Source organism: Glaciecola sp. G7-5, assembly GCF_055808975.1.
This window is the reverse complement of the sequence record NZ_CM147892.1, coordinates 1,817,596-1,842,582: the sequence shown is the minus strand read 5'-3', so window position 1 is coordinate 1,842,582 and position 24,987 is coordinate 1,817,596. Positions and strand designations below refer to the sequence as shown.

The following is a 24,987-nucleotide window of genomic DNA, read 5'->3' as shown; positions in this document are numbered from 1 at the left end:
CGCCTAGCGAAACAAGTATTTAGCTTTACGATACGCGGCGATAGCCGGCACAATCGCAACGACGACTGTCAGTAACATCACGATTAGCGCATACATCGCTATGCCTGGTGAGAAAATATTTACCGACACATATAGCCCATATTCACTGAGTAAATATTGCCCGCTAAAAACGATGGCGAAGCTGACCAGCGCATATGCACCAATAATGGCAAAGACCGAAATAAAGAGTGCTTCGGCTTGCATAAGGCTCGCAATAAACCATGGACTTGCGCCAACTGCGCGTAAGGCCGATATCTCATTTCTTCGTTCATGCATTGATGCTAGTAACATCGTGACCAAACCAATCAGTGAAGCAACCAGTACCAGCAATGCAATAAGCTGCAACAAGGACTCAATACTGCCTAATGTTTGCCACAATTCGCTGAGCGCGACCTGCGGCATAATTGCCGATATTGCTTCTGGTTGATATTGGTTGATATCGCGCTGCAAAAGTAGGATTGCAAAAGGTGATTCGGCTTTGAGCATAAACGCTGACAATTGTGTGGGTTTGCCGACTAAGTCATAGGTACCAGGGGCAATGTTAGGAATGGTTTGTAGAGTATTGTGTTGATGATCGTCGTGGTCGTCATGCTTATGTTCTTCATGTTGAATAGCATCAGTTGAAGCAGCACTATTTAAGTCCTGTCCTGCATCCTTGGTTTTTTTGAAACTTGATTTAAGTGAAGGCGGCGCAACTGCCGCATGCATTTCTTCAATAGCAATGAGGGGGACATGCACAGATTTATCCACCGGCGTACCTGTTGGCGCGAGTATGCCGACTATCAAAACAAGGTGATGATCATGATGACTAAAGCTCACTTTCCCACTGCCATGAGACACCACAATTGACTGACCCACGCTAAGATTGAGGCTTTTTGCTACGTTTGCCCCAATAACCGCTTCAGTAGGACTTGCGAAAGGTCGTCCAGAAGACATAGTAAGTGCTTGCTTATCGCCAAAGCGGTAATATTTAAAGTAGTCACCTGATGTTCCTACAACAGGATAGCCTTTATACGAGTCTCCTAATGCCAAAGGAATGGTCCAAATCACTTTATCCTTATTTGCGATATTCTGATAAGTCTCCCAACTTATCGCGTTAGGATTAGCCCCAATTCTAAACACGCTCGATAAAAGTACATTTATTTGACTACTGCGCGCCGCGACCACTAAATCAATACCCGACACGGTGCGTTTAAAATTGTCTTGCGTTTGTACTCTTATATGTTCAATAGAAAAGAGCAAACTGATACTGATAAGCAATGTGCAAAAGGTCAGCAGTGCCGTTATCTTTCTATTTAGTAAACTTTGCCAAGCTAGCGTGAACCACATTTATATAGTCTCTTGTTCGTTATGTGCGCAGGCTTTGTTAATGTCGCCCAAAGCGATGCAGCGCTCAAAATCATCTGCCAATCGCATGTCATGGCTAACAAAAAGCAAACTAGCATTTAGCGCGGCGGTGTTCTCTAAAAGCAGTTGCATAAATTTACCGGTAGATTGCGCATCTAGCGCAGAAGTCGGTTCATCAACAATTAATAAGTCAGGTTCATGGTAAAGCGCTCGCGCAATGGCAATGCGTTGCTGCTGGCCTACGCTTAAATCGTGCACCTTTTTATCTAATATGCTCACCGGGAGGTTTAAGTTAGTAAGGACTTGCTTCGCCCTGTCTACACTAAAACTGTTTTTTTGTTTTGAAAAGGCGCTGGCCAGTCTGATGTTATCAACAACAGAAAGGTAGGCAATAAGGTTAAGTTGCTGAAACACAACACCTAGAGACTGGGCTCTAAATTTGTCTTTTTGCGCATTGGAAAGTGTGTTTAATGTCTGCGATAGCACCTTTAGTTCACCGCTGTTAGTTGGATTAACAGAAAGACTTAAAGTTGCACTTAACAGATTCAGCAAGGTACTTTTCCCACTGCCTGAAGGCCCGTGTAAAAATACACGCTCACCTGTATTCATTTGCCATGCGGGGATATCAAGTACTAAGGGGGCTTGGTCTTGTTGCGCATTCGACTTCGGATAAGCAAAACGAAGATTTTCAATACTAATCGCAACTGACATTTTGGCCTCTGGGAGTTTATTGTGCCTTTATAAACAAAACCACCTTAACTTTCATCAAGTTCTGGCGCTTCAATAACACTATTATTACGGATAAAATCGATAGACGGCGCAAAAAAAGCAGCGCCTGTTTCAGCGCTCGAGTAATCGAGTAGTTTGTCATAGTGCCCGTTGTCGTCGCCATATATACGGCTATGCAGTAAATTTTTAAAGGCCTGCGGATGATTACTGCAAGCAACAAAATATAAACCCTGCGTATTCATATCACCATAGGGCATGCTTTGATCAAGAAAGATAGGATACTCGCCACCAGGCCCCACAATCTTTGTGCGAAAGGCATGAGAATCTAGTCCTGAGCCTACAACATACATATTGTGTTGCTTGGTCTTGCCCATGATTTGTTGCTGCAAGCGGTCTGATAATCGGCTCCATTTAGACATGTCGTCACGATATCGCTGAATATGAATATAGGAGCCATTGCTAAAGGCTTCGTCCTCGTCTCCGACCAAACTGATGTTAAATTTCTTGCGCCCACGGGGATTTTCATCTGCGATTAAAAAGCCCATCCAATTTCGTCCATCTAAGTAACGAAATGCTTGCACTTGCTCAACAAGCTCAGTGTGCAGTTTTAAGGCTTGCATGACTTCCATACCGATTGCTTGGCAAATATCTAAACGATCAGCCCTGATTTGGATGAAGAGGTCGCACGGCAGCACTGGTGCACAACGGTCTTCGCATTGCATATCGGGAAAGGGACCAAGCTGCTTGGGGCGAGCATTAGGATATAACTCATCCCAAAAAGCACTGCCTATGCCTATCACGCCCGAGACCATGGCTTCGTAGTGCTCTTCGTCAAATTGATCAAATATGTCAAGGAGACTGACGAGTTTGAGCCGAACGCCCTCTAAGTCGTCATTTACAACATTAAAGAGTAAATATAGCGCGTGTAGATTAGGTTCTGCGCAAATTCCTTTTTGGGGTTGGCTCATTAATAACCTGCTGCTTGACCATCTTTACGAGATTCAGAAGCACCATAGTACACTTTGTTTTCAGCATCGTACATGATTGCCTGATATCCGCCAAAGGCGCCAAGGCTGTCGGTCATTTCGTGGCCCTTTTTAGCCAATTCTCGCCGCGTTTTTTGGCTAAAGCCACTTTCTAAACTTACATAACCGCCGTCAATCATTAATTCACCCATGGGTGTGCTTGAGCCTGTGTGCAATATGCGGGGCGCATCTCCAGCTTCTTGAATATTCATCCCAAAATCTATCATGTTAACCACAATTTGCGCATGCATTTGAGGCTGGGTTCCCCCGCCCATCACACCAAAACTCATCAAAGGTTTATTGTTGCGCGTGATAAAGGCCGGAATAATAGTATGGAAAGGCCGTTTACCCGGTGCGTATTGATTGTAGTGCCCTTTTTGCAAGGCAAACATTTCACCGCGATTTTGCAGTACAAAGCCTAAATCCGTGGGGATCATGCCTGAGCCCATACCGCGGTAATTACTCTGAATTAGCGAGACCATGTTGCCGGCTTTATCAGCAACGGTTAAATAAATGGTATCCCCTTCGTGTTTACCCGCGTCAACACGTTTGGCCGCTTTTTGAAGTGAAATAAGTTGTTGACGGGTTTTTGCATAGTCTTTCGAAATTAACCAGTCAACCGGAATCTGATTAAACATGGGGTCTGCATAAAACTTAGCACGGTCGGCAAAGGCCAGTTTTTTGGCCTCAACAAAGGTGTGCACATATTCTGCCGAATCATGTCCCATACCTTGAATATCATAAAGCTCAAGAATATTTAAAATTTGCAGGGCAGCAATACCTTGTCCATTAGGTGGCAACTCCCATATATCGTAGCCACGATAATTGCTAGACACCGGTTCAACCCAATCAGAATAATGCGCAGCCATGTCTTGGTAACTCAAAAAACCGCCTTGGCTTTTCATAAACGCCCCAATGGTTCGAGCAATGTCACCTTTATAAAAAACATCTCTGCCGCCTGTGGCGATTTTTTCATACGTATTAGCAAGCGCTGGATTCTTAAAGATTTGGCCCTTTACTGGCGTTTTACCGTTAATGGTAAAAGTCTCGCTAAAACCTGGATATTGGCCAATGCGCTTTTGATTCATTTCAAAATAATAAGCGATGAGTTCAGACACAGGAAAACCTTCACGGGCATAGTTGATAGCAGGTTCAAGCAAGGTCTGCATCGGTAAGCTGCCAAAACGCTCACTCAACATAAACCAGCCATCTACCGCGCCGGGCACAGAAACAGGCAAGGGTCCAAATTTTGGAATTTGCTTGATGTCATTTTGTTGAAAATGCGCAAGAGTAAGCGATTGCGGCGAACGCCCTGACGCATTTAAACCATATAAACGCTTGGTTTCAGCATCCCAAACAATGGCAAACAAATCACCGCCAATGCCGCTTCCTGTTGGCTCAACTAATCCGAGCATTGCATTGGCGGCAATCGCGGCATCGATTGCGTTACCGCCGCGCTTTAAGATATCGAGTGCAACCTGAGTTGCCAAAGGTTGGCTAGTTGCCGCCATGCCATTTTGCGCTATCACTTCAGAGCGCGTTGCGAAGGGCTCACCAGTAATTCTATCGTAAGAGAATGCGGTGTTAGTCACCAACAGGCTCAATAGCAAAGAGATAAAAAAAGGACGTAATTTCATTAAAGGCATACCTTTTTGTTTTTATTATTTTTAATAGCTACAAAAATACCGTTTTATTGCGTATTTGGCAAAACTAACTTAGTGTCCGACGATAATATAGTTTGATATTGTTTTAGGTTTTGAACGGCCCTTGAGAGGCAGAAACCGGACGGATTTTCACCTCTAACCTTCAAACATCCTAGGTCATTGCCGCGCAGGCGGCAACCTCCCAAACAGCATAGTAAATTCAAAAAAAGAAAAGTTATTTCAATAACATAAAACCTATTGTTATCGAAACATTTCTTAAATAGTTGGAGGTCACCGCCTTCGCGATGATGACGGTGGGAAGTTTCAAATAAGGTGTTGGATGTATCGGCTATGACCGGTACTGGATGGGACTTGCCAGTCGAATAATTAAAACTCAAGATGAAGCCTGCACAAAATTATCAAACTATATTAAGAAATATCAGCAGTGCAATTACTTCACTATCCTTTAAGTCGTCTATTTTTACGGCCATGCTATTCACTGACAGTTCCTTTTATTGAAATTGGCATAGACAAGCGTTCTTAGTTGATTAGTTTGTTATCCAGGTGCTTTGCCACTTTAAGGTACTCATTCACTTGAGTTTGATTATTAAATTCAATGACTTCTACACCTTTAGATTCTATTTGCTTCAATAGTTTGGAGTATTTTTTTTGTTTACTATGATATGTTTTTAGTACCCATAAAATAATTGAGTCACGACTAAAAAAGGTTTGCTTAAACGATTCAATATTTCCTGCGAAAAGTTTCTTTTTAGTAGCGGCTCTTACTATTGATCGAGTAATTGCACGGTATAACACTAAACTAAAAGAGTGATTCAACCAAATAATTTTAGTTGCTCGCGGCCAAAAAATATCGCGAGCAATTGAATAATTTCCATCTACGATCCAAGCATCACAAGAAGTGGCATTTCTAACTAGCTCACGAAATTCTTCATCTGGTCGCTCTACCCAATTTGGTAACCAATGCAATTGATCCAACTCGATGTATTCAACTTTAGATTGCTTAGCTAGACCTTGAGAGAAAGTTGATTTCCCACTACAACTAGAACCTATAACAACTATTCGACTCATCTATTTCTCTCTGATTAATCTCTACACATATTTAACAGTACTCATTTAATTACCTTCGCCCTTCTGATCTTAGAATTTCGCTAGCAAATCATGTACCAGCTTACCCGTCAAAATAGGCAAATATCCATCTTTTTGTGTCAGCTTTCTTTACACATATACATTCGTTTATTTAAGCAGAATATTATGCTATTGAAAATAATGGTATTTTTAGAATGGCTTGGTTAATGCATGATTTTGTTTATAAGTAATTAACTGATTAGTATTAATCGTCTGATCCGACGGCCCTGCTGTATCGCCATGTATACGTAATTACTAGCCAGTATTAGCCACTCAATTGGGTTGGTTGAACACAAACCATGTTGTGACTCAATTGAGTATTACGCTCAGGAGAGTAGTTATGAGAAAAATACAAATAATATTCACACTTTTAGCACTATTAAACGTTAGCTATACTGCAAGTGGCACTGTGATTTTTGACGCTAACGCCAGTTCAGAATTCAAATTAGTATCTGACGGTGGCATGTTTATCACCGCTCTGAGTGGTCTCGAAGGGCCTTTTTCCGATGCAATCGGCTCAGGTATCGCATCAATTGATGCAGATTTTCAAAGTGACCCTGTTACTTTTACCGGCTCTCCTTTACTACAAGACTCTGATGTCTCAGGTTCTGCAGGTTCTCCATCCGGCGCGAGTACCGCCGCATCGTTGAATTCTTTTCTTGTCATACTAGAAAATCCGGATCTTACGTCATCATCAACTGCTGTATTTGAATTTACTTACGATTGGGATGTTTCGCTAGCGCAGGGGCCAGCATCAGAAGCGACTGTTGAAGCAGGTTTTGCCTCAGCATTTTTTCACCTTTCAGGTTTTGCACCCTCTGGCGGTGAAACCTTGGCGATAGATGAAGGCTTTGGCGCTGGAATAGTCGATGTACCAGATTGGCTATTCAATCCCGTTGTCGAATTTTTATTTGATGACATTGTTACCCCTACTTCAATGGTTGGGTCTACTACAGTACTTGCTTATGTCACCGTTCCTGCCGATAGTGTAGACAGCTTCTCGGTCATAACAGACGCCTCTGGAGCAGCAATACATACACCCCAACCAAATACTTTGGCATTCATATTGATGGCTTTAACTTTTGCTCATTTCACTAGGCGGGCGCACTATATAAAGTGATGATCGACTAGACCGTTAATGAAGACTTGTTTTCTCTCCGACTCACAATTTACATGTATAAGTTGGGGAGATTACATTATCAACGAAATCTCAGTATATTCCTGCTCGTCTTCATTCGTTTGTGATTAGGCTAGCCTGTAACTAATTGTTGTAACTGTCAATTGAATCCCACTAAATCTGAGACATAAAAGAAATAACACCACTTGTTTACTATTTCAATTAATGACATCCACCACTTAATTCACAAATAACTGGCATGTCTATTATTCACACTAATTTTGATGCATATCAAATACGCTAATAACTCAAAGGGTAAAATGAAGGTGTTGATTTAATAAATTGAGATAAACACAATGCATATATTTTCTAAATGCAAATGTATAAAAAGATTGTTTCTTCATTCTACATGGCACTTTTTATTGTGTGCGGGAATGGTAAGTTTTTCAGCTGTTAGTACTGCAGCTTTTGTTGATTTAGGGAAAGAAAGTGGTTGGGATAGAGACATATATGATCTTCAGGCGAATGGTTTTCCAACTATAGCAGACGATCCTGACACCGCCTTATCACTCATTGGAAATAGAGCTTCTGGCTTTAGCGTAGCAAGCGGGACTACTGGTAAATGGGGTGCCATCTTTACTAAAGACATTGCACTTGGCAGCATTAATGAAGAAACATATTTATTTTTCGACATGTTCTTTAAAAATAAGGGCAACAGTCTTTGGCCTGCAGGTACTGCTGGCTCACCTTGGACATTTAGCATATTTGATCTAAATATTAGCGGTGATAGCACCTCGACCCAATTTAGTTTAGATATTAACTGTACCAACAATTGTAGCTACAATACATTAGGTTCTAGCAGTGGTTGGAACTTTGCACCGGGCGCGCCACATAATTCGAACCTTATCAGGGATGCGGCTATAACCAGCCCAGATTTGATGTCTATATTCAGTCCAGGCGAAGAATTAACTTATGAATTCACGTTTCGAGAGTTTGAGGGACACAATGGCATTACTACCACTGGTGGCTTATACACTTCCTACCATATTGAGATGGATCTGGAGGCTCACAATGCGCCTGAGCCATCAACTTTAGGACTATTACTAACTTCAATGATTCTGTTATTCGCTAGCCCTGTAAGACGTAAAATAAATAATTGCTTTACCAATTGATAAATTAAGTGAGTTTCAGGTTAATAGCGTTTGTACATTGATATTTACAGTATTACTCGCAAAAGAGCTAAACATGTTAGTGCACACCATAAATAACTTATAAAACTGGTGAGATGGCATCTCCCGGTTCTTTAAGTTGTCAATAGTGCGAACAAAAAGTACACCTAACGCATACAGGGCATGTTCCACCTCGCCCTAAATGTAGCGGCGTATTATTTACAAAGGGCTATTATCTGGATCTTACATCGACCTGACCCTTTACTGGAACGAAAGGGCTAATACGCACATCTTGGATTGCCGCATTTTCGAGCTAGTAGCCTTGCGTCTAAAATATTGACAACGCCATCAACATTGAGATCTGCTATCGGATCATAAGTATGTGTCGTAACGAATTCCATCAATAGCTTTATATCACCAATATTAATCCCATCGTCCTTATTTAGGTCTTCTTTCATCACCACATTAATCGATACTTGGGCTACTGGGTCGCTAGACCTTATTCCATCTGATGCTCGATAGCTAAAGCGAACAAGTCCCGTGTAGCCTGCTTCGGGTTGGTAAGTAAAGGCACCATCATTGTTTAGAAATAAAATCCCATGTTCTGGATAGGTCTGTATCATAGTGCTGAGTGTTATACCAGGTTGCTGAATGTCGTTAACTAATTCCCCCTCCTGAGACGGGCACATCAAGTAGTGTGTCTTTCCTAATCGTATAGAAGTCATCTACAGACAGCGCCTAGCTTGCGACTGGCTGAGTGTCCGGTATTGGATGTGCACTGTCTGTCATTTTATACTAGTCTAGTTATAGTTTTACTGGATACTTGCGTATAACCCGCGTTATCTCTATAAAGTTTTCGCGCTCGATGAAGTAGATGGAATACGTTTGATAAATTGCTCTGCGGTATCCTTTGCGCACTTCATCAATTCGGGAAAATTGAGCAGGGTTATTAACGATTTTAGGGAATACACTGAGCAAACCTTCATAAAACTCAAGTGCCACACTAGTCCCAAAATGTGCTTCGCCGTATTCTAAAATGTCAGCGAGGTCCATTTCTGCGGCAAGTGTTAGCCTATAATTAGACATTTATGCGGCGCTTTTCTTTAAACTCCTGCAAAATTTGTTCAGCGGATTTGGTGGAATAGCCACTTTGCTCACCCACAATTAGCGCCTCTCTGATGACACTAATGTCTTCGTTTCGACGTTGCTCTTTGCGTATTAAATCTCTCAGTAATTCGCTATCACTAGCGTATTCGCCGTTTTTTAACTGACTTTGCATCCACTCATTTTGTTTATCAGTAACAGTGATGCTCTTCTTAATCATGCTCATAATTCACTTAATAGCTTCATTGGTAGTATTTAATAGTATTATAAGTAGCATTTGTATTGCAATAAGATTCTCAACGTCTACGGTTAGACTTAATTCTGGAGAATAATTATGTACCCACTTGCCGTTTATAAGAAAAAAGAGCCTTGGAATAAGGGAAAACTAGTTGGCCAAAAATTAGCTTTGAAACAAAAACAAATATGGGCAATTCGAATCAGGTTAGAAATTTCAGGAAACATAAGAGACTTAGCATTATTTAGTCTTGGCCTTGATAGCAAACTCCGAGGTTGTGATTTAGTGTCGTTGCGTGTCAGAGATATTGCGCTAGGAATGAATATTCAGTCGCGAGCCAAGATAATTCAGCAAAAAACTGGCAGGCCTGTTCAATTTGAAATTACTGAGCAGACTCGAGCAGCAATAAAGGCATTGATTCAAAAAGATGCGCTTGATACTTCCGACTATCTTTTCAAATCTCGTATCAAGGATTCACCGCATCTGTCTACTAGTCAATATAGCAGAATTGTAGATGGCTGGATAAACTCAATTGGATTAGAAGGGACGCACTATGGCACTCATACAATGCGGCGAACCAAACCTTCTTTGATTTACAAAAAGACTAAAAACATAAGAGCTTGTCAATTGCTCCTCAGTCACTCGAAATTAGAGAGTACAGTTCGATATCTGGGCATTGAAGTAGATGATGCATTAGAGATATCAGAAAGCATCGATATTTGATTTTTGCAGTTGACCGCCAACGGCCGGTTTTGGGATGGCACTTGCCCGTCAAGAAGTTAGTCTAAACAGCATTGTAGTAAAAGTAACAAGCTCAAAACAAATGTTCGTATTCTTAAGCAATGTTTACCCAAAGAAAAGTTAACTGCTTAATTGTAGACGTACACATTCACAAATATAAAGCTAACTATAGCTTTTAAACAAAACCTGCTCGCTTATCGTCACCGTAACAACGATAATTGCGGCGCTTTACTGGCTGTCATTACGCCTGCCGGTAACCTGTTTTTTTTCAGGTAAGTAAATCAGACTAATAGCAAAGCATCACGCTTCATGTCTTGCCCTAAACTATATTTATATTCTTTAGCAAAATCTTTATTTAGCGTAAAAATAGTTAACACTAAGAGATACGTATCACGGTAAACCGGCAAGTGTTGGTCTATAATCATACATTTATGCGGCGCTTTTCTTTAAATTCCTGCAAAATTTGTTCAGCGGTTTTTGTGAAGTAGCCACGTTTTACAACTCTTTTGCTATAAATTTGCAAGTCAACATATATTATGTAAGTTTTAGTCTTGCGTGTTGCCAAGTAAGCATATGAACTCACTTCTAAGAAGAAAATAAATATGAAAAGACTAATTCTAACTATCTCGCTTTCTTTAATGTTTACAAACGCCTTATCTCAAATCAATCCCGAATGGATACGATATTCAGCAATTTCACCTGATGGAAAAACGATAGCTTTCACTTATAAAGGCGATATCTATCGTGTTGATGCTGATGGCGGCCTAGCAACACAGTTAACCTATCACAAAGCCCATGATTTTAGGGTGGTATGGAGCCACGATGCAAAACAACTTGCATTTGCATCAGACAGACATGGCAATTTTGACATATACAAAATGGATGCGCGAGGCGGAAAAGCCACCAGATTAACCTTCCACTCTTCAAATGAAATACCTTATACATTTTCCAATGATGATGGGTTAATAATGTTTAAGGGGCAGCGCATGGACACTACCGAACATCGCCAATATCCATCAGTTAACTTTCAAGACTTTAGTGAATTGTATTCTGTGCCAGTGAATGGAGGCAGTGTTAATCAATTGCTGACTATTACGGTTGAAAATGTTGATGTTAGCCAAAATGGTGAATTACTCGTCTATCAGGATTATAAGGGCTTCGAAGACTATTGGCGTAAACATCATCAATCTGCGATTACAAGAGACATTTGGACCTACAGTTTTGATTCAAAAAAACACACACAAATAACGCAATTTACCGGAGAAGATCGCAATCCTGTTTTCACTAAGGATAACGAAAGTATTTATTATATTTCAGCTGAAAGCGGCACCCTTAATGTTTATAAGTTAGATTTGCGCGATCCAAACACTAGAAAACAACTGACATCATTTTCTCTTAACCCTGTACGGTTTCTTTCTGAGGGTAACGGAAAGTTAGCGTTCACTCACCACGGTGAACTCTATACCTTAGTTGAGGGAAGTGAGCCGAAAAAAGTCGACGTAAAAATAAGAACACAAGACGTCGACAATAATATGCAAATACTAAGTATAAACGGTGAAATATCGGACATAGCCGTGTCACCTGATGGGAAGCAGCTAGCCTACATTGCATACGATGATGTATTTGTGTCTTCTGAAGATGGCGCATTTACAAAGCAAGTAACAACAACACCAGAAAAAGAGGCCTTTGTTTCTTTTTCTGCAGACGGTAAATCACTTATATATTCCGCTCTGAGAAACGGAAACTGGGGAATCTACAAGAGCACCATAGCTCGGAAAGAAGAACCTTTTTTCTACGCTGCAACGCTAATTCACGAGGAGGCGATGCTGCTTGGTGAAAAAGACTATACTCAAGCGCAAGTATCACCAGATGGCAAACGCCTTGCATTTATTGAAGACTTAAAGAGTCTTCGAGTAATGGATATTGACACCAAAAACGTTAAAACTTTAGTGCCGCCAGAAGAAACGTATACCTTTGGCGCTGGCGACAAAACGTTTAGTTGGAGCCCCGATAGTCAATGGATTCTTTTCGTACATGAAAAGTCACTGCATAACTCAGATATTGCGATCGTTAATGTAGACGGTAGCGAAAATTTTAAAACCTTAGTATCGAGCGCTTATATAGATAGAAACCCTAAATGGGTAAACAATGGAAAGCAAATTTTATGGTTTAGTAATCGAGACGGTTTACGCAGCTATGCGACGAGCGGACGCAAACAATTTGACGCATATTCAATCTTTTTGACCCAAGATGCTTGGGATGAGCATCGACTTAGTGAGGATGATTATAAGCTTTTAAAAGCAATAGAATCAGCCAATGAAGCAGACAACAAGGTAGACAAGAGTGTAGAAGATAGTCAAGCCTCGACAAAAGAAAAAGTTGTTGAGCCAATAGTAATCGATTGGCAAAATCTAGACGACCGAATTGCTAAACTCACGATTCATTCAAGTAGATTAGAGGACGCTGTTTTAAACGAGGATGCGGATACTTTGTATTATTTAACTGCCTTTGAGGGTGACTTGGACTTATGGAAAACAGTATTGCGAACCCAAGAAACATCTAAAGCATTAAATCTTTCAAAGCGCTCGGGTAAATTGACGTGGGATGATAAAAAGCAAAGATTGTATCTTCTGGCAGAAGGTCAAATTTCGTCCATTGTTTTTAATAAGGAAAAGACAAAACTTGAGAGCGTTGATATAGATGCGCAAATGATAATAGACGAAGATGCGGTCCGTACTGCATCATTTGACCACGTGTGGTTAAGTACATCCAAAATATTTTACGAGCCGACAATGCACGGAGTCGACTGGGATAAAATGTATCAACTATATAAGCCTAAAGTTGCGCATGTAAGCAACAATTATGAGTTTACAGAGTTGCTAAGTGAAATGATTGGTGAGCTCAATGCTTCTCACGCTTGGGCAGAGTATACCAATAGCTCGCCAGATTCAGATAGCACGGCTTCATTGGGTATTTTTTATGATTACGACGATCATAAAGATGGCATACTGATTACTGAGATCATTAAAGGTGGCCCACTAGATAAAGCTAAATATAACCTTAAGGCGGGAATGCGCATTACTGCAATTAATGGTGAAAAAATTACAGATGAATTAGATTGGGCGAAATTACTAAACCACAAGGTGGAAAAATTTGTTTTATTGTCTTTTCAGACACAAGCTGGCGAAAGTAAACAATATAGAATTAAACCAATAAGTTTGAATGAGCAAAACAAGCTACTATACAAAAGGTTTGTAGAAATAAACGAAAAAGAGGTATTAAAGCTTTCAAAGGGTAAACTAGGCTATGTCCACATTCCTGGTATGGGTGATCGCGCTTTTCGTAATGTGTACGACGTGATGTTAGGTCGCTATGGCGATAAACAGGGAATGGTTGTAGATACAAGATTTAATAGCGGTGGCGACTTGGTCGCGGATCTCGCTATGTTTTTTACAGGTGAGAAATTTCTAAGCTTTGCTACTGAACAACGGGTAGTTGGGGGTGAACCAACTTCTCGATATACCAAACCCGTTATATCCTTATTCAATGAATCTATGTACAGCGATGGACATTGTTATGCCAGTGGCTTTACAGACTTAAAAATTGGTAAGTCCGTAGGAATGCCTGTGCCAGGCACTTGTAGCTTTGCTGGATTTGAAGATTTGCCATTAGGTGGATACTGGGGAATTCCACCAATAAGCGCTAAAAATAAAAAGGGACAGTGGTTAGAGAACAATCAAACTAAGCCAGATATTATTATTCGCAATGATCCCGAACAACTAACTAATGGTGAAGATCAGCAGTTAAAACGGGCGGTTGAGGAATTGCTAAAAGAGCTTTAACAGGATTTATATATTAAAAAGTCGAACTGTGTAAGTTTTGTATGACATGATAGTTTGCAATGTCATGGGAATATTGGCTTTGGGTAGTGGAAAAGGGAAATTGGCGCGATGAATAATTTGCATCACCTTGCTTAATTCACGCTCAACATATTTGGGTAAATACGTACCTTGCTTAGCTAAATTGTCGGTAAACTCGGGGTAGTAGCGTTCAACCAATTGATAGAGTATGTTTCTGGTCGATGGCGCTTGTATGTTTCACTTTGTTGTAATGCTAACACACTCCTTCATCCCTAAATGGTGTAATGACAAGTGTGGCAAAAACAGGCTCAATTTACGACTGGTTGAAGGTCCGCTTATGGATGTGACTTGCCAGTCGAATAATTAAAACTCAAGATGAAGCCTGCACAAAATTATCAAACTATATTAAGAAATATCAAACATTATTATCGTCGGACACTTAGGATCAACCCAATTGCCTATGTAAGCGCTTAAACCAGAGTAGGTGCGCGTTGCTGATAATCACATACTCACAAAGTGTTTCTCTGATATAATCGCCGGCGTAAAAAACATAAGGGTAGCTTATGCATGCAAGCCGCCCGCTTTATTAATATGAGACTCCACTTATGCCAAGCGCAAATCGCGACCCTATAAACGCAGCGCCAGCTTCTGCTAGAAAAACTGAAACCCCCAGAATGAAAGCAGCGCGCGGACTATTTTCCTTTCCTAAATATTGGGCGAGCTGTTTTGATCCAGCGCCTTTTTTGCCTATGTCTAGAGCGGAAATGGACCAATTGGGTTGGGATAGTTGCGATATTATTATTGTTACCGGTGATGCCTATGTTGACCACCCAAGCTTTGGAATGGCAGTGATTGGCAGAACCTTAGAGGCGCAAGGCTTTAGAGTAGGAATTATTTCTCAGCCCAATTGGCATTCAAAAGACGATTTCATGAAACTAGGCGAACCCACTTTGTTCTTTGGGGTAACCGCTGGCAACATGGACTCGATGATTAACCGCTATACTGCTGATAGAAAGTTACGCCATGATGACGCTTACACGCCAAATAATGAAGGCGGTAAGCGCCCGGACCGAGCGGTTACCGTTTATACCCAACGCTGCAAAGAAGCTTATAAAAAGCCTGTAGTGATTGGCGGCATCGAAGCCAGTTTGCGTCGTATCGCGCATTATGATTATTGGTCTGACAAAGTAAAGCGATCAGTCCTGTTTGATTCAAAAGCCGATATGCTGATGTTTGGTAATGCGGAGCGACCATTACTGGAAATGGCCCATCGCTTTGCCGCTGGCGAAACCATAGAGCAAATGCAAGATATCAGAGGTACAGCGGTGATTCGCAAAGAGCCCTTACCGGGTTGGCAGGGTGTAAATTCAACCCATGTCGATACCATTGGTAAAATCGATCCTATCGCTAGTCCGTATGAAATGATTGAAGACAAATGCGCTTTGCAATCTGAAGCTGAAAAACAAGCCGCTATTGATGCACAAAAAGCCAAACCAGTGGTAGTACAGCCCTTTACTTCAAAAACTAAACGAAGAAAACCATGGGAACAAACTTACGTATTGCTACCACCTTATGATGTGGTAAGAGCAGAAAAAACCCATTATGCACACACCTCTAGAATATTACATCAAGAGACCAACCCCGGCTGTGCTCGCGCCCTCGCGCAGCGCCACGGTGATCGCATTATTTGGATAAATCCACCGGCATTCCCACTTGAAACTGAAGAAATGGATGCGGTTTTTGACTTGCCCTACGCGCGCGTGCCCCACCCAAGTTACGGCAAAGCCAAAATCCCAGCCTATGACATGATAAAAACCTCGGTGAATATTATGCGCGGCTGTTTTGGCGGCTGTACTTTTTGCTCTATTACCGAGCATGAAGGACGTGTTATTCAAAGCCGTTCTGAAGAATCCATCATCCGTGAGATTGAGCAAATTCGTGACAAGGTACCGGGCTTTACCGGCGTTATTTCTGACTTGGGAGGCCCAACCGCCAACATGTACAAATTAAGATGCAAAAGTCCCAAAGCAGAGCAAACCTGCAGACGCTTGTCGTGTGTATGGCCCGACATATGCGGGCACCTAGACACAGACCAGACCCCAACGGTTGATTTATACCGAAAAGCTCGCAAAGTCGAAGGCGTGAAAAAAGTACTGATTGCTTCAGGCGTGCGCTATGACTTAGCTATTGAAGATCCCAATTATGTCAAAGAACTGGTTACACACCATGTGGGTGGCTATTTAAAAATTGCCCCAGAACATACCGAAAAAGCCCCACTGGATAAAATGATGAAACCGGGCATGGGTACCTACGACCGGTTTAAAGAAATGTTCGACAAGTACACCAAAGAAGCAGGGAAAGAACAGTTTTTAATTCCCTACTTCATATCTGCTCATCCCGGAACGACCAATGAAGATATGCTTAATTTGGCTTTATGGTTGAAAGAACGTAACTTCAAATTGGATCAGGTACAAAATTTCTATCCATCGCCCATGGCCAATGCTACGACAATGTATCACACCAATAAAAACCCAATACATAAGGTCAACCACAAAAGTGAAGTTGTGGAAGTACCCAAAGGCGAAATTCATCGACGTTTGCATAGAGCTTTTTTACGTTACCATGATCCAGCTAACTGGCCCTTGTTACGCAAAACATTGATAGAAATGGGCAAGCCTTATTTAATTGGCAATGGCCCTAAGTGCTTAGTTCCGCAAGAAAGCCGCAATGAGTTAAAAGGCAAAGAGCATAAAGAATACGCGAAGCGATCGGTCAATAAAGCTTATGCTAAAGGCAAGCAAAGCAACGCAGCCAAAAAGCACCAACAAGGTTTAACGCGCTTTAGCGACAATCAGCCACATAACAAAGCGGCTAATGCTGGGAACAATAAACCCAAGAGAAATAAGAATAAACAGGGTTGATTAACCTGTTTGTATTAGATAAAACACATCATATTAATAAACACCTAATATTTGGAGAGCAGGTATGCGTTGGCGTGGTAATAGGAAAAGCAGTAATGTAGAGGACCGTCGTAATTCACGCCCATCGAGCCAAGGCGCTATGGGCTCTGGTGGTGGAGGCCTCCTTAGACTATTACCGATTGTATTTAAATTTCTTGGCTTTAAAGGCACCGCTGTAGTCGTCGCGGGCTTTGTCGCTTATGGCCTTTTTACCGGTAACCTAGGTGGCTTGTTAGGCACCGCTTCAAGCCAGCAAGCCGCGACAAGTAAGACTTCAAATCAGCCGGTCAAGCAGTCTGCTAGCGAAGCTGAATTAATGGATTTTGTCGCTGTCGTCCTTGCTGATACAGAACAAACTTGGCAAACACTATTTCGCGAAAAAGGCGCGGTTTATAAAGAACCGAGACTTGTTGTGTTTAGAGACTCAGTGCAGTCGGCCTGCGGCATGGGACAAGCCGCAATGGGCCCGTTCTACTGCCCTGGCGACCAACAGATTTATATTGACCTTGGCTTTTATGATCAACTAAAGAACAAATACAAAGCCCCTGGAGATTTTGCCCAAGCCTATGTTATTGCGCATGAAGTAGGTCATCATATTCAAACGCTAGTGGGTACCTCTTCAAAAGTACACAGAGCTAAACAAGGACTTAGCGAAGTTGAAGCCAATAAGCTTTCAGTTAAGCAAGAATTACAAGCAGATTGTTTAGCTGGCGTTTGGGCAAATCACGCCAACACCCAGCGCCAACTGCTTGAAACTGGTGACATAGAAGAGGGCCTAACCGCTGCCTCAGCGATAGGAGATGACACCCTTCAAAAACAAGCAAGAGGTTATGTAAGCCCAGACTCATTTACCCATGGCAGCGCAGCACAACGCGTAAAATGGTTCAAAACGGGCCTAGCAAGCGGTGATATGGACAGCTGTGACACCTTTAGCAATGTCGATACAGCAGGGCTTAGTTCAGCTTACTCGCCCAATCTAGCAAAGTTCTCAAATGCCAATGACGACAGTGATATTCTTGCCGCTTTTAAAGCGAAACGCAGCGACGTACAAGTCAAAGGAAGCGGACAAGTAAAACATATCCTTGCTGATGACCTTGAAGGCAGCCGCCACCAAAAGTTCATCATGCAACTTGCCAGCGGACAAACCGTGATGGTTGCCCATAATATCGACTTAGCGCCACGAGTGGCCAATATCAGCAAAGGCGATAGTATTGAATTTTATGGCGAATATGAATGGAATGATAAAGGGGGCGTACTACATTGGACCCATCATGACCCAGCCGGTCGCCATGTCGACGGATGGCTGAAACATAAGGGCAGAACGTATCAGTAAACGACAACTGTCATGCCCTTTATAAGATTGAAACTTTAGGCTCTGCTAGTAAATTTCGCTTCGCTTGTATTTACTTTAATCTTCTCGCCGGTAGAGATATATTCAGGTACTTGTACCGTTAAGCCCGTTGACAAAATTGCAGGTTTGGTGCGCGCACTGGCTGAAGCTCCTTTAATAGAAGGGTCAGTTTCAGTGATAACCAAATCTACTGATGCTGGCAGCTCAATACCGACTGGTTTGTCATCAACAATCAGCACTTGCAAACCTGTGGTTTCTTCAGTGATGAACAAAAGCTCTTCGCTTATGGTTTCTTTATCGAGTGAGTACGGCGTGTAATCTTCGTTGTCCATAAACACATATTCATTGCCGTCTACATAAGAGAACATGACTTTTTTCTTTCCAAACTCAGCGGTGTTAATAATTTCATCCGCTTTAAAGCTTTCATCAGCTTTCGCACCGGTTGCCACTTCATACAAACGCATTCTATATAGACTGGCACCCGCACGCCCACTAGGCGTCAATTTTGCGATGTCTTTAACAAAATACACTTTTCCATTGTACTCTATGGCTGCATTTTTCTTTATTTCACTAGCTTTTGGCATACTCAATCTCGTTGATATAATGAATTCGAGCATATATTAACAAGTTTATGCGATATGGGTGACTAAAATTATGAAAATGCGCATATTATTCAAATGTAATTTAGCTCGTCTTGTATAGACTAAAGTGTAAAGGTTGTGTAAAGCGGGTTTACGCTAGGTACAAGGACACTATAATTTAGTTTGTTTTTCTCGAGGTTTAAGGAATACCGTGCGCGTAATTTTGTTCTGTGTATTTTTGCTTAGTGCATGCACCAATACACCCACGTACACTGAATCTGATAGAACGCAAAATAGCCCTCCTATGTGGTTAAACGCGAACTACGACCAAGCCTACACAAGTAATGAAAACTTTTGGCCGCTAAAATACAGCAGCGACGAGATTTCACGCTATACACAACAGGCAATTGATAATAATTATGCCATTGGGCAGTCGCGTCTAAATGTTGAGACTCAAGCCAAGCAATTAAGCATTGCACAGGCAAATTTTTTGCCTGAACTTAGTTTAGATTATAGCGCTACCCGACAAAAACGAAGCACAGGAACAACAACTACCCAAGCACTTTCCTTATCAGGCAGTTATGAGCTGGATTTATGGGGCAAGCTGTCGGCTTTTGAGAAATCTCAGCTGTATGATTATTTATCAGCCAAAGCGACTTTTGAATCACAAATACAAACATTAGTATCAAACGTATTTATTGCCTATGTTACGGCAATAGAATCACAGCAATTGCATGCACTCTTTATTGCCAAAAGCGAAAATTCTCGCAAAGGCTTACAAATAATTGAAGACGGCTATAAGCAAGGTCTCAATAGCGCGCTTGATGTTTACTTGGCGCGAAATGAGTTAAACTCTGACCTCTCTCGCCAAGCCCAACAAAAAGCAACTAAAATAGCTAGCATCCGAAGTCTTGAGACACTTTTAGGCATTTATCCGACTGGAAATTTGGTCGTGAGCGATCCTATACCAACGATTGAAAGCATAAGGATTGGTATTCCAGCTGACATGCTGATGAATAAGCCTAGTTTACGCGCTAGTTGGCTCGATTTATTGTCAAGCGATGCAAACTTGGCTTACGTCCACAAACAACGCTTTCCTTCCTTCCGTTTGACCGCGAATATTGGAAGCTCCGAAGAAAAATTGAAAGATTTGTTTTCATCTGACCTGATTTGGTCACTTGTTGGTAGCATAGCTAGCCCTATTTATAATGCTGGCGCATTAAAAGCTAATGAAGATATCGCCCGGCTAAATATGCAAAGCACTGAACTTGCCTATTTAGATGAAGTAAACAATGCCTTTGCTGACGTTGAAAACGCCCTTTCGACCGAAGAGAGTTTAATGCAAAGACAGGGTCTGCTGGTAAATGCACAAGAAAACGCGTTGGCTGCTCAAGACCTGGCATTCGAGCAATATCTTAAAGGCTTGGTGAGTTACACCACGGTGCTAGATGCACAAACCCGAGCTGTGGACGCACAAAGCTCTCTGATACAAGTTAACCGTGAATTATTCACCAATAGAATAAGCTTACACCTTGCCCTTGGCAGCAATTTCTCTAGCGACTCTGACATAAGCGATCTGATCAATGACAGTAACTAAAAAAATCATCTTGCCTGTAGTCATCCTCACGGTGTGTATTGCGCTGGTGTATTTTATTACCAAAAATCCTCCTGAAGCCCAACGTCGTCCTGTGTCAAGCGGCCCGCAAATTACGGTCAAAACGACTTCCATTAGCCCAATTGATTATCAGGTAATGTTAAATAGTTTTGGGGTTGTACGACCTCGTACTCAAAGTAATTTAGTCGCTCAGGTGAGTGGTCAAATAATGAAAATTTCTGAGCAATTCAGAGATGGGCGTTTTTTCGAAAAGGGTGAACCACTCGTCTGGCTCGATGAGCGCGACTACCTCGCCGAAGTGAATATTGCAAAAGCAAATGTATTATCGGGCAAACAAAATTTACTTGAAGAAGAGGCACGTGGACAACAAGCACTAGTAGATTGGCAGCGTTTAGGCGACGGTTCAAAACCTAATGCACTGGTACTTAGACAACCTCAACTAGAGGCCGCCAAAGCAGTTCTATTGTCAGCTGAAGCGCAGCTACAAAAAGCCCAACTGGCCTTAGAAAGAACCACGATTACCGCGCCATATCCAGGGCGAATATTAAGCACCCAAGCCGACATAGGCCAAGTGGTAAATAGTAACTCTGTTCTTGCCAGCATTTATGCAATAGATGTGGTTGAAGTAAGATTGCCTATAAATAACAATGATTTAGAATTAATAGATTTGCCCAAAGAATATCGGGGAAATACCGTTTTAGACGACAATACGAAGGTGTACCTGAACTCTGATTTAATCGGCCAGCAAAGCTGGTTGGCAAAAATAGTGAGGACTGAAGGTGCAATTAGCAGTGACTCCCAACAGCTCTACGTTATTGCACAAATTGAAGACCCGTACAACGAATTAAACGACGAAAAAATGCCAATCAAAATAGGCCAGTACGTTAATGCCGATATTGTCGGCAAACAAATCAACAATGCCATTGTCATTCCAAATTCGGCGATTTATCAAGGCAGCTATGTGTATACAGTGGTCGACGGTGCCTTGCTCAGAAAAGACATCAACATACGCTGGCAAAATACCGATGAAGCAATTATCGATAAGGGTTTAAGTGCTGGGGAAACTCTCGTATTAACAACCTTGGGCCAAGTAAGCTCAGGTACGCGTGTACAAATTGAAGAACCAAGAGGTTCAGGTAAAAGCAGTGAGGTTCTGCCATGATAGCTTGGTTTACACGAAACGGCGTAGCCGCCAACTTGCTCATGATTTCAATTGTATTGGGCGGCTTGTTTAGTTTGTCGACGCAAATTCCGCTAGAAATCTTCCCTTCTTTTGATGCTGACCGTGTTTCGGTTAGTGTGAGCTTAAGAGGTGGCGCACCCGAGGACGTAGAACAAGGCGTTACAATCCGAATAGAAGAAGCAGTCCAAGATCTCGAAGGCATAAAGGAAATCACAAGCTCCTCTTCTGAAAGCTCATCACGAGTTACCATTGAAGTCGATAGTGGTTATGACGCACGTGAGATGCTAGCCGATATAAAAAGCCGGGTTGATGCCATCAACACCTTCCCCGTTGATGCCGAAAAACCCAACATCTCGCTCGCACAAAGGCGCCGAGAAGTAATAGCAGTTACTATTTCCGCCCCCTATAGCGAAAAGGAAATAAGAGAATATGCAGAGCAGGTGCGCGATGAACTACTGCTAATTGATGGGGTCACGCAAATTGATTTAGATGGCGTTAGAGATTACGAAATAGCCATCGAAATCAGCCAAACAAAACTGCAGCAGTTTGATTTAAGTATTTCGCAAATTAGCAGCATCATTAACTCCTCCAGTGTAGATATATCTGCAGGTAATTTGAAAAGTGCTGGTGGCGATATATTGATTCGCACCAAAGCGCAGGCCTATCATAAAGATGCGTTTGTCGACATCCCAATCAAAACCAATGCCGATGGGTCGGTGGTGCGCTTAAAAGACATCGCTACCATTAGTGATAACTTTGAGGAAAGCCCAGTTAGAACCCGCTTTAATGGTCAACAAGCCGCTTTTTTAGAAGTGTATAGAATTGGTCAACAAAGCGCGATTGAGGTAGCCGACAAAGTAAAAGAATATATTGAAAATAAGCAAGCCACCCTCCCCAAAGGATTTTCGCTGTCATACTGGGATGACGATTCTGAAATTGTAAAAAGCCGTATTTCAACCTTGACCTCAAACGCCATTCAAGGCGGTATACTGGTATTGTTGTTACTCACTTTATTTTTGCGCCCGTCTATCGCATTTTGGGTCTTTTTAGGGATTCCAGTCTGCTTTTTAGGCGCATTTATGTTTATGCCGTTTATGGGCGTCACCATTAACATCATGAGTTTGTTTGGTTTCATTCTGGTGCTTGGCATCGTTGTTGATGATGCCATTGTGACTGGCGAAAATATCTATACCCACATGAAAACCGCTAGCAACAGTGAAGAAGCCGCTATAAAGGGTACACAAGAAGTCGCGACCCCCGTCACTTTTGGTATTCTTACCACCGTGGCCGCTTTTCTCCCCTTGGCGTTCATCGACGGAAACCGAGGGCCAATCTTTGCCCAAATACCCTATGTTGTTATTCCGGTTCTCTTACTGTCTTTGGTCGAATCTAAATTTGTATTACCGGCGCACTTAAAAACCATCAAGCTTAGAGCTGAAAAGTCTCAGCAAAGTAAGTTTTCGCAGTTTCAGCAACGTTTTGCCGATGGCTTTGAACGCGCGATTTTAAAGTACTACCAACCCGTATTGAAGCGCGCATTGGCCAACAAACTAAGTACCTTGAGTATGTTTTGCGGCGTATTTATTATTATCTCCGCACTCATTTCAAGTGGTTGGACCCAGTTTGTATTCTTCCCGCGCATTCCCAGTGAAACCGTTCGCGCTAGCCTAACCATGCCCACAGGAACCCCATTTGAAGTCACCAATCAATACATTACTCAAATGACTGACCATGCGCTTGCCTTGCAACAGAAATACACTGAACCAGCAGAAGATAATGATGATGCGGAGTCTGACGCAAAAAGTTTAATCACCAATGTCTTAGCCACAACCGGCAGTCGCGGCGGCTCTACCAACGTAGGCGGAGTTAGATTTGAGATATTGCCACCCGACCAAAGAACATCAAATATTACGTCTCGCGAACTGGTCAATGAATGGCGAGAAATGATTGGTTCAGTTCCGGGGGCTGAGTTACTCACCTTTAGAGCTGAAATTGGCCGTTCGTCTGATCCCATTGATATCCAGCTCAGTGCAAAATCCCTCAGCACCCTAAATCAAGTGGCAGAAAAAGTAAAAGAACGCTTAGCCACCTACCCTACTGTTTTTGAAATAGCCGATAGTTTGTCAGACGGAAAACAAGAACTGCGCATAGACTTAACTCAAGCAGGTCAAGTGTTAGGCCTAACGCGTACTAGTATTTCACAACAAGTACGCAATGCCTTTTTTGGCAGCCAAGTGCAACGTATACAACGGGGAAGTGATGACGTGCGCGTGATGGTCCGCTTACCCCTTGAAGAACGAAGCTCAATAGCCACCTTGAACAATATTTTAATACAGACACCAACAGGTAGCCAAGTGCCCTTGTCTCATGTTGCCGTACTCACTCCAAATAAAAGCCCATCGACGATTAGGCGCGTGGACCGTTTTAGAACGGTCAGCGTAACTGCTGATATTGATAAAACCAGCACGAACATGACAGTCTTACAAAATGATATAGACGCTTATATGGCTGAGTTGCTGCAACAATACCCTGGCGTTAAGTACAGCTTAGAAGGTGAAGCGAAAGAACAAAGAGAATCGTTTGGCTCTTTAGGTTGGGCCCTGATTTTTGTCTTTTTCATTATCTATTGCTTATTGGCTATCCCTTTTAAATCTTATTCACAGCCACTCATTGTAATGAGTGTCATACCTTTTGGCATGATTGGCGCTGTGATGGGGCATTGGTTGATGGGAATGGACTTAACAATATTTAGTTTATTAGGTATGTTGGCTTTGGTTGGGGTTGTGGTAAATGATTCGCTCGTATTAGTTGATTACATAAATAAAAAGCGCTTATTGGGAATGGCCGCTATGGAAGCCGCACTTACCGCTGGTGCAGCCAGGTTTAGGCCGGTCATGCTTACCTCACTAACCACTTTTATTGGGTTAATGCCTTTGTTGTTTGAAAAATCCACCCAAGCACAGTTTTTGATCCCCATGGCGGTCTCGTTAGGGTTTGGTATTTTGTTTGCCACGTTTATTACCCTCGTATTAGTGCCGGTTAATTACCTATTGCTCGACAAAGTTTTGAAATACTGAGTTGAAGTATTTCTACTGCGACGTAACTTTTAGCGAACAGCAAATTAACGAAATGAGAAAAAAAG

18 protein-coding genes and 1 pseudogene are annotated in these 24,987 nt (G+C 42.0%); 10 read left to right on the top strand and 9 right to left on the bottom strand.

The features are described from left to right. Positions 1-3: 3 nt before the first annotated feature. From AC0L6H_RS07970 to AC0L6H_RS07950, 5 genes are all read right to left on the bottom strand, one after another. Positions 4-1,368: an ABC transporter permease gene (locus AC0L6H_RS07970; protein WP_473393632.1), complete on the bottom strand. Its 1,365-nt coding sequence runs from the start codon at positions 1,366-1,368 to the stop codon at positions 4-6. Further along, positions 1,369-2,097 carry an ATP-binding cassette domain-containing protein gene (locus tag AC0L6H_RS07965; protein ID WP_473393631.1) on the bottom strand — a complete coding sequence of 243 codons (729 nt, stop codon included), beginning with the start codon at positions 2,095-2,097 and terminating at the stop codon, positions 1,369-1,371. Positions 2,098-2,141: 44 nt separating this feature from the next. Next, positions 2,142-3,083: a Dyp-type peroxidase gene (locus AC0L6H_RS07960; RefSeq protein ID WP_473393629.1), complete on the bottom strand. Its 942-nt coding sequence runs from the start codon at positions 3,081-3,083 to the stop codon at positions 2,142-2,144. Continuing rightward, positions 3,083-4,777, bottom strand: coding sequence for a gamma-glutamyltransferase (gene ggt / locus AC0L6H_RS07955; protein ID WP_473393627.1), 1,695 nt, complete (start codon positions 4,775-4,777; stop codon positions 3,083-3,085). Before ggt ends, AC0L6H_RS07960 begins: the two co-directional genes overlap by 1 nt. 546 nt (positions 4,778-5,323) lie before the next feature. Then, positions 5,324-5,872 carry a P-loop NTPase family protein gene (locus AC0L6H_RS07950; RefSeq protein WP_473393626.1) on the bottom strand — a complete coding sequence of 183 codons (549 nt, stop codon included), beginning with the start codon at positions 5,870-5,872 and terminating at the stop codon, positions 5,324-5,326. Between the two features lie 397 nt (positions 5,873-6,269). Here AC0L6H_RS07950 and AC0L6H_RS07945 point away from each other — a divergent pair, with 397 nt between their 5' ends. Further along, on the top strand, positions 6,270-7,049 hold the full coding sequence (locus tag AC0L6H_RS07945; protein ID WP_473393625.1) for a hypothetical protein: 780 nt from the start codon (positions 6,270-6,272) through the stop codon (positions 7,047-7,049). 431 nt (positions 7,050-7,480) lie between these two features. After that, the gene (locus tag AC0L6H_RS07940; RefSeq protein ID WP_473393623.1) at positions 7,481-8,218 is read left to right on the top strand and encodes a PEP-CTERM sorting domain-containing protein; all 738 of its coding nucleotides are present in this window, start codon (positions 7,481-7,483) and stop codon (positions 8,216-8,218) included. Between the two features lie 275 nt (positions 8,219-8,493). Here AC0L6H_RS07940 and AC0L6H_RS07935 read toward each other — a convergent pair whose 3' ends face one another. The 3 genes from AC0L6H_RS07935 to AC0L6H_RS07925 all read right to left on the bottom strand — a co-directional run bounded on the left by AC0L6H_RS07935 (position 8,494) and on the right by AC0L6H_RS07925 (position 9,539). After that, on the bottom strand, positions 8,494-8,940 hold the full coding sequence (locus tag AC0L6H_RS07935) for an Ig-like domain-containing protein (RefSeq protein ID WP_473393622.1): 447 nt from the start codon (positions 8,938-8,940) through the stop codon (positions 8,494-8,496). Between the two features lie 79 nt (positions 8,941-9,019). Beyond that, positions 9,020-9,301 carry a type II toxin-antitoxin system RelE/ParE family toxin gene (locus AC0L6H_RS07930; RefSeq protein ID WP_473393621.1) on the bottom strand — a complete coding sequence of 94 codons (282 nt, stop codon included), beginning with the start codon at positions 9,299-9,301 and terminating at the stop codon, positions 9,020-9,022. Continuing rightward, positions 9,294-9,539 (bottom strand): ribbon-helix-helix domain-containing protein, encoded by a 246-nt coding sequence (locus AC0L6H_RS07925; RefSeq protein ID WP_473393620.1) that lies wholly within the window; start codon positions 9,537-9,539, stop codon positions 9,294-9,296. Before AC0L6H_RS07925 ends, AC0L6H_RS07930 begins: the two co-directional genes overlap by 8 nt. Positions 9,540-9,653: 114 nt before the next feature. On the opposite strand from AC0L6H_RS07925, the gene AC0L6H_RS07920 reads away from it, so the two are divergent. From AC0L6H_RS07920 to AC0L6H_RS07900, 5 genes and pseudogenes are all read left to right on the top strand, one after another. Further along, positions 9,654-10,277, top strand: a complete 624-nt coding sequence (locus tag AC0L6H_RS07920; protein ID WP_473393619.1) for a tyrosine-type recombinase/integrase — start codon at positions 9,654-9,656, stop codon at positions 10,275-10,277. Positions 10,278-10,897: 620 nt separating this feature from the next. Continuing rightward, complete coding sequence (locus AC0L6H_RS07915; RefSeq protein WP_473393618.1) at positions 10,898-14,137, top strand: S41 family peptidase; 3,240 nt, start codon at positions 10,898-10,900, stop codon at positions 14,135-14,137. Positions 14,138-14,829: 692 nt separating this feature from the next. Then, entirely contained in the window at positions 14,830-17,076 is a 2,247-nt protein-coding gene (locus tag AC0L6H_RS07910) for a YgiQ family radical SAM protein (RefSeq protein ID WP_473394497.1), read from the top strand. Between the two features lie 64 nt (positions 17,077-17,140). Next, positions 17,141-18,049 (top strand): annotated as a pseudogene (ypfJ, locus tag AC0L6H_RS07905) (KPN_02809 family neutral zinc metallopeptidase); the annotation flags it as partial. Then, on the top strand, positions 18,026-18,448 hold the full coding sequence (locus AC0L6H_RS07900) for a DUF3465 domain-containing protein (protein ID WP_473394496.1): 423 nt from the start codon (positions 18,026-18,028) through the stop codon (positions 18,446-18,448). The pseudogene ypfJ and the gene AC0L6H_RS07900, both read left to right, overlap by 24 nt. A 35-nt stretch (positions 18,449-18,483) precedes the next feature. Here the strand turns inward: AC0L6H_RS07900 and efpL are convergent, their stop codons facing one another. Further along, positions 18,484-19,050: an elongation factor P-like protein EfpL gene (gene efpL / locus AC0L6H_RS07895; protein WP_473393616.1), complete on the bottom strand. Its 567-nt coding sequence runs from the start codon at positions 19,048-19,050 to the stop codon at positions 18,484-18,486. Between the two features lie 208 nt (positions 19,051-19,258). Between efpL and AC0L6H_RS07890 the strand changes: the two genes are divergently transcribed. The 3 genes from AC0L6H_RS07890 to AC0L6H_RS07880 are packed head-to-tail and all read left to right on the top strand — an operon-like array spanning position 19,259 to position 24,922. Next, a complete protein-coding gene (locus AC0L6H_RS07890; RefSeq protein ID WP_473393615.1) occupies positions 19,259-20,644 on the top strand; it encodes a TolC family protein in 1,386 nt (461 codons plus the stop codon). Continuing rightward, complete coding sequence (locus tag AC0L6H_RS07885) at positions 20,631-21,824, top strand: efflux RND transporter periplasmic adaptor subunit (RefSeq protein WP_473393614.1); 1,194 nt, start codon at positions 20,631-20,633, stop codon at positions 21,822-21,824. The genes AC0L6H_RS07890 and AC0L6H_RS07885 overlap by 14 nt, the downstream gene beginning before the upstream one ends. Next, the gene (locus AC0L6H_RS07880; RefSeq protein WP_473393613.1) at positions 21,821-24,922 is read left to right on the top strand and encodes an efflux RND transporter permease subunit; all 3,102 of its coding nucleotides are present in this window, start codon (positions 21,821-21,823) and stop codon (positions 24,920-24,922) included. Before AC0L6H_RS07885 ends, AC0L6H_RS07880 begins: the two co-directional genes overlap by 4 nt. The last annotated feature ends 65 nt before the right edge of the window (positions 24,923-24,987 follow it).

Bases quoted from the DNA above. Each gene is read 5' to 3' on its own strand.
- AC0L6H_RS07970 (WP_473393632.1), bottom strand. From the start codon at position 1,368: ATGTGGTTCACGCTAGCTTGGCAAAGTTTACTAAATAGAAAGATAACG.
- AC0L6H_RS07965 (WP_473393631.1), bottom strand. From the start codon at position 2,097: ATGTCAGTTGCGATTAGTATTGAAAATCTTCGTTTTGCTTATCCGAAG.
- AC0L6H_RS07960 (WP_473393629.1), bottom strand. From the start codon at position 3,083: ATGAGCCAACCCCAAAAAGGAATTTGCGCAGAACCTAATCTACACGCG.
- ggt (WP_473393627.1), bottom strand. From the start codon at position 4,777: ATGAAATTACGTCCTTTTTTTATCTCTTTGCTATTGAGCCTGTTGGTG.
- AC0L6H_RS07950 (WP_473393626.1), bottom strand. From the start codon at position 5,872: ATGAGTCGAATAGTTGTTATAGGTTCTAGTTGTAGTGGGAAATCAACT.
- AC0L6H_RS07945 (WP_473393625.1), top strand. From the start codon at position 6,270: ATGAGAAAAATACAAATAATATTCACACTTTTAGCACTATTAAACGTT.
- AC0L6H_RS07940 (WP_473393623.1), top strand. From the start codon at position 7,481: ATGGTAAGTTTTTCAGCTGTTAGTACTGCAGCTTTTGTTGATTTAGGG.
- AC0L6H_RS07935 (WP_473393622.1), bottom strand. From the start codon at position 8,940: ATGACTTCTATACGATTAGGAAAGACACACTACTTGATGTGCCCGTCT.
- AC0L6H_RS07930 (WP_473393621.1), bottom strand. From the start codon at position 9,301: ATGTCTAATTATAGGCTAACACTTGCCGCAGAAATGGACCTCGCTGAC.
- AC0L6H_RS07925 (WP_473393620.1), bottom strand. From the start codon at position 9,539: ATGATTAAGAAGAGCATCACTGTTACTGATAAACAAAATGAGTGGATG.
- AC0L6H_RS07920 (WP_473393619.1), top strand. From the start codon at position 9,654: ATGTACCCACTTGCCGTTTATAAGAAAAAAGAGCCTTGGAATAAGGGA.
- AC0L6H_RS07915 (WP_473393618.1), top strand. From the start codon at position 10,898: ATGAAAAGACTAATTCTAACTATCTCGCTTTCTTTAATGTTTACAAAC.
- AC0L6H_RS07910 (WP_473394497.1), top strand. From the start codon at position 14,830: ATGAAAGCAGCGCGCGGACTATTTTCCTTTCCTAAATATTGGGCGAGC.
- AC0L6H_RS07900 (WP_473394496.1), top strand. From the start codon at position 18,026: ATGGACAGCTGTGACACCTTTAGCAATGTCGATACAGCAGGGCTTAGT.
- efpL (WP_473393616.1), bottom strand. From the start codon at position 19,050: ATGCCAAAAGCTAGTGAAATAAAGAAAAATGCAGCCATAGAGTACAAT.
- AC0L6H_RS07885 (WP_473393614.1), top strand. From the start codon at position 20,631: ATGACAGTAACTAAAAAAATCATCTTGCCTGTAGTCATCCTCACGGTG.
- AC0L6H_RS07880 (WP_473393613.1), top strand. From the start codon at position 21,821: ATGATAGCTTGGTTTACACGAAACGGCGTAGCCGCCAACTTGCTCATG.